The 13,480-nt window shown below is 64.7% G+C and carries 19 protein-coding genes; 16 read left to right on the top strand and 3 right to left on the bottom strand.

Annotated features, from left to right (window positions below; genetic code table 11):
• The 6 genes from VKF82_02995 to VKF82_02970 form a co-directional block, all read left to right on the top strand.
• Positions 1–1,015: hypothetical protein (locus VKF82_02995; GenBank protein HME81024.1), on the top strand; the 1,015-nt coding region annotated here is incomplete at its 5' end.
• Between the two features lie 45 nt (positions 1,016–1,060).
• Positions 1,061–1,522 carry an NBR1-Ig-like domain-containing protein gene (locus VKF82_02990; GenBank protein HME81023.1) on the top strand — a complete coding sequence of 154 codons (462 nt, stop codon included), beginning with the start codon at positions 1,061–1,063 and terminating at the stop codon, positions 1,520–1,522.
• A gap of 39 nt (positions 1,523–1,561) precedes the next feature.
• The gene (locus VKF82_02985) at positions 1,562–2,452 is read left to right on the top strand and encodes an NAD(P)-dependent oxidoreductase (protein ID HME81022.1); all 891 of its coding nucleotides are present in this window, start codon (positions 1,562–1,564) and stop codon (positions 2,450–2,452) included.
• Positions 2,453–3,493 (top strand): alcohol dehydrogenase catalytic domain-containing protein, encoded by a 1,041-nt coding sequence (locus VKF82_02980; GenBank protein HME81021.1) that lies wholly within the window; start codon positions 2,453–2,455, stop codon positions 3,491–3,493.
• A gap of 3 nt (positions 3,494–3,496) precedes the next feature.
• Entirely contained in the window at positions 3,497–4,054 is a 558-nt protein-coding gene (locus VKF82_02975) for a DUF4760 domain-containing protein (protein ID HME81020.1), read from the top strand.
• Positions 4,055–4,128: 74 nt separating this feature from the next.
• The gene (locus VKF82_02970) at positions 4,129–4,671 is read left to right on the top strand and encodes a Uma2 family endonuclease (protein ID HME81019.1); all 543 of its coding nucleotides are present in this window, start codon (positions 4,129–4,131) and stop codon (positions 4,669–4,671) included.
• On the opposite strand, the gene VKF82_02965 is transcribed toward VKF82_02970, so the two are convergent.
• Positions 4,622–5,065 carry an AraC family transcriptional regulator gene (locus VKF82_02965; GenBank protein ID HME81018.1) on the bottom strand — a complete coding sequence of 148 codons (444 nt, stop codon included), beginning with the start codon at positions 5,063–5,065 and terminating at the stop codon, positions 4,622–4,624. The two genes, VKF82_02970 and VKF82_02965, sit on opposite strands and share 50 nt — an antisense overlap.
• Before the next feature lie 71 nt (positions 5,066–5,136).
• On the opposite strand from VKF82_02965, the gene VKF82_02960 reads away from it, so the two are divergent.
• On the top strand, positions 5,137–6,042 hold the full coding sequence (locus VKF82_02960) for a Dyp-type peroxidase (protein ID HME81017.1): 906 nt from the start codon (positions 5,137–5,139) through the stop codon (positions 6,040–6,042).
• On the opposite strand, the gene VKF82_02955 is transcribed toward VKF82_02960, so the two are convergent.
• Positions 6,035–6,859: a M48 family metalloprotease gene (locus tag VKF82_02955; GenBank protein HME81016.1), complete on the bottom strand. Its 825-nt coding sequence runs from the start codon at positions 6,857–6,859 to the stop codon at positions 6,035–6,037. The two genes, VKF82_02960 and VKF82_02955, sit on opposite strands and share 8 nt — an antisense overlap.
• Positions 6,860–7,012: 153 nt before the next feature.
• Between VKF82_02955 and VKF82_02950 the strand changes: the two genes are divergently transcribed.
• The 5 genes from VKF82_02950 (at position 7,013) to VKF82_02930 (ending at position 9,585) form a co-directional block, all read left to right on the top strand.
• A complete protein-coding gene (locus VKF82_02950; GenBank protein HME81015.1) occupies positions 7,013–7,378 on the top strand; it encodes a hypothetical protein in 366 nt (121 codons plus the stop codon).
• A gap of 9 nt (positions 7,379–7,387) precedes the next feature.
• Entirely contained in the window at positions 7,388–7,942 is a 555-nt protein-coding gene (locus VKF82_02945) for a hypothetical protein (protein ID HME81014.1), read from the top strand.
• Between the two features lie 14 nt (positions 7,943–7,956).
• Positions 7,957–8,529 (top strand): HdeD family acid-resistance protein, encoded by a 573-nt coding sequence (locus VKF82_02940; protein HME81013.1) that lies wholly within the window; start codon positions 7,957–7,959, stop codon positions 8,527–8,529.
• Between the two features lie 97 nt (positions 8,530–8,626).
• A complete protein-coding gene (locus VKF82_02935; GenBank protein ID HME81012.1) occupies positions 8,627–9,283 on the top strand; it encodes a hypothetical protein in 657 nt (218 codons plus the stop codon).
• 20 nt (positions 9,284–9,303) lie between these two features.
• Positions 9,304–9,585 (top strand): DUF6582 domain-containing protein, encoded by a 282-nt coding sequence (locus VKF82_02930; protein HME81011.1) that lies wholly within the window; start codon positions 9,304–9,306, stop codon positions 9,583–9,585.
• A gap of 3 nt (positions 9,586–9,588) precedes the next feature.
• Here the strand turns inward: VKF82_02930 and VKF82_02925 are convergent, their stop codons facing one another.
• Positions 9,589–10,320 carry a hypothetical protein gene (locus tag VKF82_02925; GenBank protein ID HME81010.1) on the bottom strand — a complete coding sequence of 244 codons (732 nt, stop codon included), beginning with the start codon at positions 10,318–10,320 and terminating at the stop codon, positions 9,589–9,591.
• A 113-nt stretch (positions 10,321–10,433) separates the two neighbouring features.
• Between VKF82_02925 and VKF82_02920 the strand changes: the two genes are divergently transcribed.
• Genes VKF82_02920 through VKF82_02905 form a run of 4 tightly spaced genes read left to right on the top strand, consistent with a single transcriptional unit; the run spans position 10,434 to position 13,478 of the window.
• Positions 10,434–11,519, top strand: coding sequence for a zinc-binding dehydrogenase (locus VKF82_02920; protein ID HME81009.1), 1,086 nt, complete (start codon positions 10,434–10,436; stop codon positions 11,517–11,519).
• The gene (locus VKF82_02915; protein HME81008.1) at positions 11,516–11,971 is read left to right on the top strand and encodes a cupin domain-containing protein; all 456 of its coding nucleotides are present in this window, start codon (positions 11,516–11,518) and stop codon (positions 11,969–11,971) included. The genes VKF82_02920 and VKF82_02915 overlap by 4 nt, the downstream gene beginning before the upstream one ends.
• A 3-nt stretch (positions 11,972–11,974) precedes the next feature.
• Positions 11,975–12,988 (top strand): methionine synthase, encoded by a 1,014-nt coding sequence (locus tag VKF82_02910; protein HME81007.1) that lies wholly within the window; start codon positions 11,975–11,977, stop codon positions 12,986–12,988.
• 28 nt (positions 12,989–13,016) lie between these two features.
• The gene (locus VKF82_02905; GenBank protein HME81006.1) at positions 13,017–13,478 is read left to right on the top strand and encodes a hypothetical protein; all 462 of its coding nucleotides are present in this window, start codon (positions 13,017–13,019) and stop codon (positions 13,476–13,478) included.
• Positions 13,479–13,480: the final 2 nt, after the last annotated feature.

Raw genomic sequence — 13,480 nt, 5'->3', positions numbered from 1 at the left:
GATGACGACCGGATGCACAGCAGGCTGTGGCGCAGGAGCCTCGAGCGCAAACCCGCAGCCGAATGCGTCGCTTGCTCCGATCGTATCGTCCGCGCAGATCTGGTTCCACCCGTTGCCGCCGTCCGCCACGAACTATCCCGGGCCATTGCCCAACCACGGGTCGACGGATTTTCCACAGCTGTTCCAGCCAAACGCGCCGTGGGCCAACGTCGAATCGCACACCAAGGTGTTGGGGATCTACGTCTATTGGGTCCTCACCGCGAGCCAGTCAGACCTGCAACAGACCATCGCATTCGTCAACGCCCACCATATGGGGATCGAGCTCGAAGCGCCGGCGCTCCAGGCGACGGCAGCGTGCGGCGAGGGGGTCGAAGGCTTCGTGGGGGGCGGCCAGACGGTCCAGGCCGTCACGCTCTCGTACCTCCAGCGCCTCCAGGCGGTCGGCGCGAACGTGCAATACATCAAGGTCGACGAGCCATATTTCTTCGGCAGCGTCGCTACCGAGCCGGGCACGTGCCAGTGGCCGGTCTCGCAAGTGGCCTCCGAAGTCAGCGCTTACGTGCATCTCGTGCACACGATATTTCCGAACGCCGCCGTCGGGGACGTCGAACCGGTCACCGCGGGCTTTTACTCGCCCGATGTCGTGACCGCCCTCGGACAATGGCATAGCACGTACAGCACGATCAACGGTGCGCCGTTCCCCTTCTACATCGCGGACCTGGACTTCAACAACCCGACGTGGCAGACGCTCGCGAAATCGCTGGAGACCCAGACCAAACAGGCCGGCATGAAATTCGGCATCATCTACATCGGAGATTATCAGGACACGTCGGATGCGCAGTGGGCGGGCAAGGTCGTGGCGCGATTTGAGGCCTACCAGGGCCAGGACGGCGGGCAGCCGGATTTCGTGCTCTTCCAATCCTGGGAGCCGCACCCGCTATTTTGCCTGCCGGAAAGCGATCCGAACACGTTCACCGGCGCCGTCAACGCCTACGTCAGGGCGACCGGAATGTGACGGCCGTCCGGCCTAAGGCGCGGTGCCTATGGGCATCTAGGGGACATGGGCTCACCACAGGCAGCGCCGCAGCCGCGCTCGGTCCGCTGGCTTCAAACGTCGCTCGTCATCGCCGTCATGGCATTCGCAGGCATCACCGCTCGCGCCGGTACGGGCGGCCCGGACGCGCAGTTCGTGAAGCAAAGCGTGCCTCCGATCGCCGCCAACGGCGTGCCGATCGCCGTCGTGGTGGAATTTTCGAACACAGGCGACATCCCGTGGGATCGTGATGTCGCTCTTGTCTGCGAGCAGGGAGATTCGTGCCCCTGGACTCCCAAGTCCGTTCCGCTGCAAAGCAAGAGCAGCACGAACGCCCTGGTGATCCAACCAGGTCAGACCTTCTCTCGGGTCTTCACCGTGATCACGCCTGCTAAGGCCGGTATCTACGCGTTCTCCTGGCACCTGACCATTGACGGTGTGCCGTTCGGCCAAGCATCTCCGCCGATCCAGATACGCGTGGTGCAATAGCGCCAGGAGCTTGCCCAGCACGCGGCCCATTCTAGCCGCATGAAGAACATCGGACTGGTCGGCGCCGGCGCGATGGGCGAGCCGATGGGCGCCTCGCTGCTCCGCGCGGGCTTTAGCCTGCGCGTGTGCCCGCACCGCTCGCGCGAACGCGTCGAGCGGCTTATCAAAGCAGGCGCTATCGAGGAGAAGGACCCCGCCGACGTCGCTGCCGGCAGTGAGCTCGTCATCACCATGGTGCCCGACAGCCCGCAGGTGGAAGAGGCGCTCTTCGGCGAGCGCGGCGTCGTCGCCGGGATGGAGCGCGGCGGTTATGTGATCGACATGTCGACCATCTCGCCCGTCGCGTCGCGCCGATTCCACGAGCGTTTGCGCGAGCGCAGCATCCGCATGCTCGACGCGCCCGTATCGGGCGGGCCGACGCGCGCCGCAACCGGTGAGCTCACGATCATGGCGGGCGGCGACGAGCAGACCTTCAAAGCGTGCGAGCCGGTGCTGCGCGCGCTGGGCAACCCGACGCTGGTCGGACCGGCGGGCATGGGCGAGACATTCAAACTCGTCAACCAGATCATCATCTCGGTCGTCATGCTGGCCGACGTCGAGGCGCTCGTCTTCGCCAAGAAGTCCGGTGCCGATATCGACCTCTTGCGCCAAGTGATCGGCACCGCGACCGGCTCGAACTACATACTTGACAAATGGCTGCCCAACACGTGGTTCAAGGGCAGCCATGAAGGCGGCTTCGCGCTCGACCTGCTGCGCAAGGATCTCAACGCCGCGCTCGATGCAGCAAAGCAGATGCAGGTGCCGATGATCGCTTCCGCGCTGGCCAGCCAGCTCTACCTGCAAGCCTCGGCCGAAGGCAACGGCAAGCTCGACTACAGCGTCGTGTCCGAATCGTACGAACGCGCCGCTGGGGTGCGCGTCGTCAAGTAGATGCGACAAGCGCAGCTCACCGCGCCCAAGACGTTGGAGTGGCGCGAAGCGCCAAGCCCGCAGCCCGGTCCGGGCGAGCTGCTGGTGCGCGTGCGTGCCGCGCTGACCTGCGGCACGGATCTGAAGACGTATAGGCGCGGACATCCGAAACTGCGATTCGGTCCGTTCGGCCACGAGGCCTCAGGCGACGTGATCGCCGTCGGCCGCGACGTCAAAGAGTTCAAGCCGGGCGACGCCATCATGTGGGTGCAGACGGCGCCGTGCGGCGAGTGCGATGCATGCCGCAACGGGTCGGAGAACCTGTGCGAGCATCTTCTCGATGACATCGCGCTCGGCGCGTACGCGGACTATATCGTATTGCCGCGCAAGATCGTGCGCCGCAACGTCTTCAAGAAGCCGATCGGGCTCAGCTACATCGAGGCGGCGTTCTTGGAACCGCTGTCCTGCATCGTCCACGGCTGGAACGTGTTGCGCCGCGCCAACGCGCAGCGTCCCGTGCCGCACAGCGTCGCCATCATCGGCGCGGGCACGATCGGCTTGCTGCACTTGCTGTATGCCAAGCACGCCGGCATCCGCGCAACGGTCATCGCGCGCAGTCCCCAACGGCTTGAACTGGCGCGCTCGCTCGGCGCACACGAGACGCTCGACGCGAGCAAACAGGAAAGCGAGCTCGCCCAGGCGCGTTTCGCTGCCGTGATCGAATGCGCCGGCACGGTGGAGACCTGGCGCCAGGCGCTGGCGCTCACCCGGCCGGGAGGGCGCACGTTGTTCTTCTCGGGCTTACCGTCGGGCACCGAAGTGCCGCTGGACGCGACGCGCATCCATTATGAAGAGCTGACCTGTCTGGGCACGTTCCACTTCACGCCTGACGACGTGCGCGAGGCGCGCGATCTCTTGATCGCCGGACGGATACCGGTGCGCCCACTGGTGTCCGCCATCGTGCCGCTCTCGAATCTCTCGGACATCTTCGAACGACTCGACCGGCGCCAGGGATACAAGTACGCGCTGATCCCCGAGCCCGCCGCCGCGGAATGGGTGTAGCGGGTGGAGATCTGGAGTCTCGTAGCCTCGCTCGGAACGTTTCTCGTGATCGCGGCGACCGCCATCGCCGCCATCGTGCAGTTGCGTCACATGCGCGGCAGCAACCAGATCACGGTGTTCTCCAAACTCGAAGAGATGTGGGACGACAAGGAGTTCAGGACGCAGCGCAGGCTCGTCGCGGACGAGCTCGACCAGCGCTTACGCGATCCACAATTTCGCAAGGAGTTGGAGGCCGACGCGTCTCCGGATGAGTTCGTTCGCGCCGTCATCGACGTCGCGAACTTCTTCGAAGGCATGGCGATCTACGCCAAGACAGGCCTCGCGGATACCGATATCGTGTGCGACTTCTGGTCCGCGATCATCGTCGGCAGCTGGCATCGGCTGGCGCCGGCGATCGCTATCATGCGCCGCACGGCTGGGCCGCTGGCGTACGAGAATTTCCAGTACTTGGCGGTGGTCGCACAGCGCTACATGGACACGCATCCGCACGGCACGGTGCCGCCCGAAGGCCGCGCACCGGTGCCTGACGTCTGGCTCGCCGAAGACCACCCCAAAATGTAGTCCCGCGCTCTTGAGCGCGGGTGCATGCTTGACCGCATCGGACTAGCACGTGATATAATTCGCGTGCGATCAACATGCCGCGAGAAATCACGTTGCCGGAGGCCAAGCCGGCGCTCGAATGGGTCAACGGCCGGGTTCTCCAAAAGGTGAGCCCGAAGCGTCAACACGCGATCGCGCAGGGACGCTTCTACACCGCGCTCGACGAGTGGGCATCAAAGGGCGGCCTCGGAATCGTGGGCACGGAATGGCGTTTCCGGGTGCAGCCGCCCGGCGAACAGCGCCGCCCGCTCGTGCCGGACGTCGCCTACCTTTCGTATGCGCGGCTGCCTTTCGAAACGCAACAGGTCACCGATGAGCCTAAGGTCGCGCCCGACGCCGTTGTAGAAGTGCTTTCCCCCCGCGACCGCCGCGCCGACGTCGAGGAGAAGACGCGGGTGTATCTCGCGGCCGGCACTGAGGTGATATTCCTCGTCGATCCGAAGCGCAAGCTCGCGCGGGTTCGCGACCGACACGAAGAGCGCACTGTCAAGGAAGACGGCGTCATCACCCACGACTCGCTTTCGGGCTTCAAACTCGAAGCGCGCCGCCTTTTCTCAGTTCCGCCTCCTGCGGCTTAGCCCAGACGCTCTTTTCAGCGGACGGAAATAAGATCGCGAGAGTCGCAGGAGCAGCCGGCGCAATCCGGGTAGCACGGCGATACGTCGAAGGCGTGACGCCGACGAGCCGGGCGAATATCTCGCTGAAGTGGCTTTGGCTTGAAAACCCGAGTTGCGCCGCGACCGAGGCGATGGTCTGACTAGTCGCCGCGAGCAGTTCCTTGGCTCGCTCGATGCGCCGCATCGTGATGTACTGGTATGGCGCCATGCCATATTCGCTCTTGAAGATATGCGAGAAATGCGTGACGCTCAGTCCGACCAAGCACGCCAGATCGGTCAGGCAGATGTCGCGATCCAAGCCTTGCTCGACGTAGTCGAGCACGGTGTCAAAGCGGGAGAACTCATCATCCGTCATGTGTGCGAGTCCCACAGCAGCTTAGTTGTCCAAAGGATGAGCAGCACTTCCCCTCCCGCGGCGGGACGGCATTGACAAGCGTCCCGCAGATGGGCATCTTCTCGCTGGGCGATCCGTCGCACAGCTTTACGGAGTTCGCGCTGGTTCACGGCGCGCGCGCGAGCGACGCAGTCGCGGCCATCGCCGGGTTGCACGACCCGCGCAAGACGACCGAAGGCGTCAATCTGGTCGCAGGGTTTCGCCCCGAGCTGTGGCGGGCAGCCGCGCCGGTGGACGCTCCGGCGGATGCGGCTTCATTCGAGCGCGCGCTGGTCGGCCGGGACGGCTATACGATGCCGGCCACGCAGGCGGACGTGTTCATCTGGGTCGCCGGCGCTGCATACGACAACGTGTTCGACGTCGCCGGGAGCATCGTCGAGCGCGTGAGATCCGTGGCAACGCCGATACGGGAATTGACCGGCTGGACCTACCAGCATAACCGCGATCTCACCGGTTTCCAGGACGGCACCGAGAACCCGACGCTCGAGGACGCCCCCGGCGTCGCGCTCATCGACGACGGCCTGCCGGGCGCCGGCGGCAGCATCTTGCTCTTCCAGCAATGGAAGCACAACGCCGGCGCGTGGCACGCGCTTGCCACCGAAGCCCAAGAGCGGGTCATCGGGCGCACCAAGCCCGACAGCATCGAACTGGACAAGGCCCACATGCCGGCGGACTCGCACGTCACGCGCACGACGCTCGAAGAAGAAGGCGAAGAGCTCAAGATCTTCCGCCGCAATACGCCGTACGGCGGCGTCGCGGATCATGGGACCGTCTTCGTCGGCTTTTCCAAACAGCAGTATCGCCTGCAACGGATGCTCGAGCGTATGGCCGGCATCCCTGACGGAGTGCGCGATGCGCTCACGCGCTTTTCGACCCCGCTCACCGGCGCGTATTACTTCGTTCCGGCGCTCTCGAGCCTGGTCCGCTTCGTTACCTGACGAACTGCTCGGCTTCGTCCTTGGGCAGTTTGAGCTTCGTCGCGGAGGTCGGGTCGGAGTTGAAGTTGGCGAACGTGCCGGGTTCCTGTTTGAAATGCTGTTCGAGCGCGTTCACCCGATCGGTGTTGTCCGGATGGTCGGAGAGCACTTCGGGCGGCGATTTCATGTTGGAGTTCTGGAAGTCTTGGAACAGCCATACCAATCCCCAGGGGTCGTAGCCGGCGGCCGCACACGTGTCCGAACCGGTGATATCGGCGGCTTCTTCGACGCCGCGCGAATAGTGCAGCTCATCGAGTGCGCCGATCGCCGATGCGGCCAGCGCCGTGCGCCAATTGGGCACCAGAATGGTGGCCGCCACTTCGCGGATGCGGATCTGCTGGTTGCGCTGCATCTGCTTGATCGAATCGTGATGCAGCAGGTGCGAGGTCTCGTGGCACAGCGTTCCCTCGAGCTCCTCCTTGTTCTTCACGAAATAGAACAGCGAATCGACGACGTACACGTTGCCGCCGGGCGTCGCGAACGCGTTCGGCTGCGAGTCATGCACGATATAGAAGTGTATCGGATAAGGATAGCCGGGCTGGACGACGCGCGTGATCGCCTTGGCCATCGGCGCGAGCGTGTCATACAACGGCGATGATTTGACGATCTCGCGCTGCGACTTGAGCTGGTCCCAGACCTGTTGACCCATCTGCGTCTCTTCGTCGCCGGAAGATGCCGGCGCGACCGACGGCGAGCCTTCGGGTGCGGGCGCAGGAGCGCCGCACGAGGCAAGCGCCAGCACCAGCAAGACGGATGCAAAACGGATTCCGTGTTTCATGCTCACGACGACACCAACCTCAGGGCGCGAACGGCTATACGAATCCTGTCGTATCAGGCACTGAACAGGACCGGGCGCTGGCCTTCGCAGCAGAAACGGTATAGCCCTGCGCGGCACGCGCTTGCTACGCTTGCGTTACGGAGGTACTGTCCCATGACGACTCATCAGAAGCTCAATCTCGACTACCTGCGCGGGGAAGCGCGAGGCATCCACAAGGGCATCGTCCTGGCGCTCAAAGTGCAGGGCGGCGAACGTCAAAAACTCTTTGAAAAAGCCGTGGCGAACGCGCAACAGCTCCGCGCGAACGTCGAAGAAGCCGCGGCCGCGCACGAGGCCAAACGCAAGGAGCACCTCAAGAAGGCATCCGTGCAACTTGCGGCGCTCATCGCGCTGCGGGGAGCAAACCTCAAGGACAAGACCAAGCAGATCCGCGACGCGGCGAACGGCGCGCTCGAACACATCACCGAAGCGATCGCCTTGGCGCGCAAACACGCCGCCAAGCCGGCGTCCAAGAAGTAGGAGGGCGACATGCGAGACGTGATAGCCGTCGTGTTCGACAAGCACGACGACGCGTACACCGGCCTGCACGACCTGTGGCGGATGGATGAGGAGGGCGAAGTGACGGTCCATAAGGCCGGGGTCGCCCTACGCAACTCGTACGGCGACGTCGTCGTCGAGACGTCGGACGGCGATCCGCCGCTTGGAACCGCGATCGGCCTCGCTGCGGGCGCGCTGCTTGGGATGCTCGCCGGACCAGCCGGCGCGGCGGTCGGCGCAGCCGGCGGTGCGGCGATCGGCGCCGCGACCGGCGGGCTGGTGGGACTGGGCGTCGACGCCTCCAAAGCCGACACCGCGGACCAGGCAGTCCAGGAGACGGGCACGGTGCTGCGCAAGGGCCAACACGCGGTGATGGCCGACGTCGACGAAGAGACGTATGCGCCGATCGACGCGCGCATGAAGCTCATCGGCGGCAAGGTCTATCGGCGCGATAAGGCCGAGGTCGCCGCCGACAAATGGAACGAACTGGATCCGTACTTGATCCCGTACGACTACGACCCGGTCGTGGCAGCGGACGCGGTCTAAGAAAAGGAGCAATTATGTTACAAACGATCACAGGCTATTGGTGGCTATTCTTGTTGCGCGGACTGGCGGCGATCGTCGTCGGCGTCATCGCATTCATTCAGCCGGGCGCGACGCTGATGGCGCTCGTCATCGTGCTTGGCGCCTATTCATTTGTGGTAGGCGTGCTGGCGCTGACCGCGGGGGCGACCGGCGTCGGAGGCGATCGCTGGTGGGCGCTGCTGCTTGAGGGCATCCTCGGCATCGTCGTCGCGTTTCTCATATGGTTCTGGCCGGTCACCAGCACGATGGCCTTCGTCTACTTCGTGGCCGCATGGTTCATCGTGATGGGAATCGTGCAGATCGCCGGCGGCATACGGCTGCGCGATATCATCGACAACGAGTGGCTGTACATCCTGGGCGGAATCATCTCGATCGCGTTCGGGGTGTGGGTGTTCCGCACGCCCGTGCAGGGCACCGAAGCGACGGGCTATCTGTTCGGCTTCTACTTCCTGCTCTACGGCATCGTGCAGGTCGTCCTCGCCTTCAAGCTGCGCTCGTTAGTGGGCTCGGTGCAGAAAGCCGTCAAGTCCGCAACCTCCAGTACATAGCATACCAAACATCCACATGTAGTAGCGCGTTTTCCAAAACGCGCTACTACGTTTTAGCGACAGGCCAAGCCGTCGCGTGGCCAGAAACGCTTCGCCCGTGACGACGCAGACGATTCCCGAAGGGCGGACAGAGCCGCGCTGGCCCGCGATTCTCGCGGTTCTCGTGGTGTTCGCTTTAGCGAACTTGCTGCCAAGCCATTACCAATTCGGGCCGAAATGGTTCACGTGGGGTGCGGTGATCCTCATCTTGGCGGTGATGGTCGTGGTGACCATCATGCCCAGGAGCGTTCTCTGGCATCGCATCGAGCGGGCGGTCGTGCTGACGTTCGGCGTGATCATCTGCGGCATGAATATCGCCGCCGTGCTCAGGCTCGTCGGCGACATGATCTCCCACAAGCACAATTACAGCAGCGTCATGTTGCTCGAGTCGGCGACCGTGATCTGGACCGTGAACATCCTGCTCTTTGCCCTGCTGTATTGGGAACTCGACCGTGCCGGTCCCGAAGCGCGCGCAGCGGGCGAGGCGGGCAGCCCGGATTTCCGTTTCCCGGAATCAGAAGAGGCGGCACCTGGCTGGCAGCCCCACTTCGGCGACTATCTGTTTCTCGCGTTCGCGACGTCGACATCGTTCATGGCGCCCGACTACTCGCGGCCTGCAAGCCGCCGCGCGAAGGGGCTGCTGATGCTGCAGTCCGGAATCTCGCTCACCACGCTGTTTCTCATCGCATCCCGCGCGATCGCCACGCTATCGTAAACCGGAAAGAGGTCATGGTCATGAACACCACGTGGGAACCACATGAGAAGCACGGGCGGCTCACAGAGCAAAGCGACTTGCCCGACAACGTTTTCGCGTTCCCGAAACAGCGCAAAGAGCCGTTGACCGACGCGGCGCACGTGCGCGACGCCATGGCGCGCATGGATCAAGTAGAAGGCGTCTCAGACGCCGACCGCGATCTCGCGTTCGCCAACATCCAAAAGGCTGCCGAGTACTACGGCATCAAGCTGAAAGAATCGTCGTGGCGTGACGTCGGGATTCACCCGCGTGAACATTCGTAGGAGCTAGGTCCGATCGACCGGACCGAAGGTGCGCACCGTTTCGTAGAGCTCGTTGGGGTCGCCCGTTTGGCCGATAGGCCCGATGGCCTCAAGAGCCGCCGCGGATCCGCGGAAGGCGGCCAAATCTTCTTTGTGTTCCCAGCGATGCATGACATAGCTGTGCATCCCATCATCTGCGCCGAGCACCGCCGCGCCGACGAATCCGGCTGGCCGCGTCCGTTCGATGAGGTTCAGCGCTTCCGCGGCCTTCGCGCCGGACAGCTCGAGTTTCTCGAGAGCTAACAGCGTGTGCGAGCCGGGGGTGATCGTCGCATCACCGGTCGTCGCGATGACACGGCACAGCGACAGATCGCGCTTTTCCACGGCTTCGCGATGTTCGCGCTCGAGATGATGCGCATCCCACGCATGCTGTAGTTTGGCGTAGTCGCCATGTCCGCTCAACCACACGAGTGTCGCGACGCGGCGCTCGTGTCGCGAGACGAAGACGGCAGCTGCCTGCACGGTGACCTCTTTGCCCAGCAGCTCGACGAGCGTCTCGCTCGCCGCAACGGCAGAGGGCGCCCGATCGGCGCGCACATGGACGAGGTCGACCGCCGTCCACTGCGTGGGCCCGGCGACGACGGGGACAGAAGGTCCGCCCGAGCGGTGGTCGACCGGCGTGTGCGCGCGCGTCTTGCGGCTTCCGGCTGAGGAGAAGAGCTCTGAGTGCGCATGCTTCTTATGATGATCGCTCATAACCGCAACTGCTTCAATCAAGGGAATCCGACACCCTAGGAGATTAAGGCCGTCCCAGCGCGCGCACGCTAGGTGGAATCGAGCAGGGCGAGCTCGAAGCCACGAACCTCCAAATGCTGCCGACATCCACCAAAGCTGCCGTCTACGAACGCGGCGGCGGGATCGCCCTGCGCGACGTCGATCTCGCACCTCCTGCCAAAGGCGAGCTGCTGGTGCGCGTCACCGCGTGCGGCATCTGTCCGGGCGAGGTGATGGGCTGGTACAACGATCGCAAGGCGCCGTTCGTGCTCGGCCACGAGCCGGTGGCGGTCATCGAAGCATGCGGCGCAGGCGCCGCGCCGCACACCAACGGCACAGCATCGAAGAAGAACGGCGCCCAGCCGTTCAAGCCCGGCGAGCGCGTCTTCGTCCACCACCACGCGCCGTGCATGACCTGTCGGCGCTGCAAACGCAAGGATTACGTGCAGTGCGAGACCTGGCGCAACACGAGGCTTCGCCCCGGCGCGATGGCGCAATACGCGCTTGTCCCCGCCGAAAGCGTGCGCGCCGACGTCCTGCGCATTCCCGACTCGCTCGACGACGATCTGGCCACCATGGTCGAACCGCTCGCCACGGTCGTCAAGTCGGTGCGCCGCTCGCGCATGCGCGCCGGCGACCGGGTGCTGGTCATCGGGCTGGGCGTCATGGGCATGCTGCACGTCGCGCTCGCGCGCTTCCGCGGCGCCGAACTGATCATGGGTGCCGATCGCGTTGACTCGCGCCTCGAAGCCGCGCGCCAGCACGGCGCGCACCACGCGTTCGACGTCAAGCAAGCGCCGCTGCACGAGCAAGTCGCGGCGGCGACCGACGGCGAGGGTGCGGACATCGTCATCGTCGGACCCGGTTCGGTCGAAGCGATGCAGTCGGCCGCGCAGTGCGTCGCCCCCGGCGGGACCATCGTGCTCTTCACGCCGACGCAAGCGACCGAATACTGGCCTCTGCCCGTGCACGATTTCTATTTCAAGGACGTCAGCGTCGTCGCAAGCTACTCAGCCGGGCCCGACGACACGCGCGAGGCGTTGACGCTGCTGACCGACGGCCTGCCCGTGCGCTCGCTCGTCACGCACCGCTTTGGTCTCGATTCCATCGCCGAGGCGTACAAGCTCGTCGCGGCCGGCCAAGACGCGCTCAAAGTCATCGTCTATCCGGGGCGGCCGTGAAGCACGCATTTCGAAAAGGCGACTTCTCGTGGGAAGGCGTGTCGATCGCAGGCTATAAGGCGAGCGGCGAACGCGACGGTGAAGGGTTCCGCGGCGTCACGCGCCACGTCATCTCAGGCACCGAAGGCGAACCCTCGCAATTCCAGGTCCGTTATTTCGAAGTCGAACCTGGCGGCCACACGCGCCTCGAGCGCCACGAACACATCCACTCGGTGACCGTGATCCGCGGACGGGGCTACGCGGTGGTCGGCGACGAGGTCCACACGCTCGACAACCTCGACCACGTCTACGTCGCGCCGATGACGCTGCATCAGTTCGTCAATGCGGGCGACACGCCGTTCGGCTTCTTGTGCATCGTCGACGCGCGGCGCGATCGCGCGCAGCCCGCCACGGCGGACGATTTCGCGCATCTGGAGGCCAACGCCGCCACCGCCGGCAAGGCGCGCGTCTAAGACGTGGAGATCCGTTCGACCATCGCCGGCAGCCTGCCCAAGCCGCACTGGCTCGCCGAATCTGAAAAGCTCTGGCCCAACTGGCGGCTCGACGGAGCGGAGCTGGCCGAGGCCAAACGCGACGCGACCCGCATCGCGCTGTTCGAACAGGACCGCGCCGGAATCACCTACGTCACCGACGGCGAGCAATCGCGCCAGCACTTCGTGCACGGCTTTCTTGCGCATATCGAGGGGGTCGATTTCGCCAAGATGGAGCGGCGCGCCATCCGCGCCGGCCGCTACCTGGCCGATCTTCCGACCGTCACGGGACCGGTGCGTCGCGCGGGTCCGGTGCATCTTGACGAGGCGACGTTCGCGCGCCGCCATACGCGGCGCAGACTCAAGGTCACCCTGCCGGGACCGATGACGATCGTCGACACCGTCTACGATGCGCACTACCGCGACCGGCAGGCGCTGGCGATGGCGTTTGCCGAGCTCATCCGCGAGGAGATCGAGAGCCTGGAGTCGGTCGGGGTGTACGAGGTGCAGCTTGACGAGCCGGCGCTGAATGCGTACTTAGACGAGGCGCAACTCTGGGGCATGGAGGCGATCGACGCCGCGGTCCGCGACGCGCAGTGCCGCACCGCCGTGCATGTATGCTACGGCTACGGCATCGCGGCCAATATCGAATGGAAGCAGTCGCTCGGATCGACGTGGGATCAGTACGAGCAGCTGCTGCCGCTGCTTTGCAAGACCAAGATCGATGAGATATCGATCGAGCTTGCGGGTTCGCACGTGCCGCCCCGTGTGCTCGCGTCGGTGAGCGGCAAGGACATCGCGGTCGGCGTCATCGACGTCGCGACCGATCGCGTTGAGACGCCCGAAGACGTCGTCGCCACCATCAACGTGGCGCGCGGCTATCTGCCGGACGAGCGCATCATCGCCTCGACCAATTGCGGCATGGCGCCGATGCGCCGCGACATCGCATACGCGAAGCTGCAGGCGCTGGGCGCGGGCGTCGCCCTTGCCAACTCCTAACCACCCCCCGCGCCCATGGAGCGGTCGAATGTATTCGACCGCCGCTCTCGTCCTGGCGCTACTTGGCTACCCGCCGACCACCACGTCCGGCGTGCTGCCCGATCTCGCCATCGGCTTCAATCCGCCGGAAGGTCCGGGTTATGTGGTCGCTTCCAGCTGCGTGCCCGGCGAACCGCTCGTCAAATTCTTGCTCGTCGTGACCAACGTCGGCAGCCTCAACAGCCAGCCGATCGATGAGAGCACGGCCGTGACGGTCGTCGACGAAGACGACCCGTCGTGGTCGACCGGCGCGCCGCTCGGCGCCATCGCCGCCGGCCACAACCAGGCGCTGCTGCTCACCCTGCCCGCGAGGGCCGGCATCAGCGGCGAACACGACTTCAAGATCTCGGTGAACATGAGACCGTGGTTCGACGAATACTCGTTCGCCAACAACACCACGGAGCTCCACGTGCGGATCCCGCGCGGGCTGTGTCCTACGGTGAGCCGCTGACG

This window comes from Candidatus Eremiobacteraceae bacterium, assembly GCA_035314825.1.
Lineage (GTDB): Bacteria > Vulcanimicrobiota > Vulcanimicrobiia > Eremiobacterales > Eremiobacteraceae > JAFAHD01.
This window is presented reverse-complemented; position numbering and strand designations above follow the sequence as displayed.

Excerpts from the sequence above, each read along its gene's own strand:
- VKF82_02905 (HME81006.1), top strand. The coding sequence starts at position 13,017 with ATGTATTCGACCGCCGCTCTCGTCCTGGCGCTACTTGGCTACCCGCCG.
- VKF82_02940 (HME81013.1), top strand. The coding sequence starts at position 7,957 with ATGTTACAAACGATCACAGGCTATTGGTGGCTATTCTTGTTGCGCGGA.
- VKF82_02970 (HME81019.1), top strand. The coding sequence starts at position 4,129 with ATGCCGCGAGAAATCACGTTGCCGGAGGCCAAGCCGGCGCTCGAATGG.
- VKF82_02965 (HME81018.1), bottom strand. The coding sequence starts at position 5,065 with ATGACGGATGATGAGTTCTCCCGCTTTGACACCGTGCTCGACTACGTC.
- VKF82_02985 (HME81022.1), top strand. The coding sequence starts at position 1,562 with ATGAAGAACATCGGACTGGTCGGCGCCGGCGCGATGGGCGAGCCGATG.
- VKF82_02990 (HME81023.1), top strand. The coding sequence starts at position 1,061 with ATGGGCTCACCACAGGCAGCGCCGCAGCCGCGCTCGGTCCGCTGGCTT.
- VKF82_02950 (HME81015.1), top strand. The coding sequence starts at position 7,013 with ATGACGACTCATCAGAAGCTCAATCTCGACTACCTGCGCGGGGAAGCG.
- VKF82_02980 (HME81021.1), top strand. The coding sequence starts at position 2,453 with ATGCGACAAGCGCAGCTCACCGCGCCCAAGACGTTGGAGTGGCGCGAA.
- VKF82_02945 (HME81014.1), top strand. The coding sequence starts at position 7,388 with ATGCGAGACGTGATAGCCGTCGTGTTCGACAAGCACGACGACGCGTAC.
- VKF82_02955 (HME81016.1), bottom strand. The coding sequence starts at position 6,859 with ATGAAACACGGAATCCGTTTTGCATCCGTCTTGCTGGTGCTGGCGCTT.
- VKF82_02925 (HME81010.1), bottom strand. The coding sequence starts at position 10,320 with ATGAGCGATCATCATAAGAAGCATGCGCACTCAGAGCTCTTCTCCTCA.
- VKF82_02930 (HME81011.1), top strand. The coding sequence starts at position 9,304 with ATGAACACCACGTGGGAACCACATGAGAAGCACGGGCGGCTCACAGAG.
- VKF82_02920 (HME81009.1), top strand. The coding sequence starts at position 10,434 with ATGCTGCCGACATCCACCAAAGCTGCCGTCTACGAACGCGGCGGCGGG.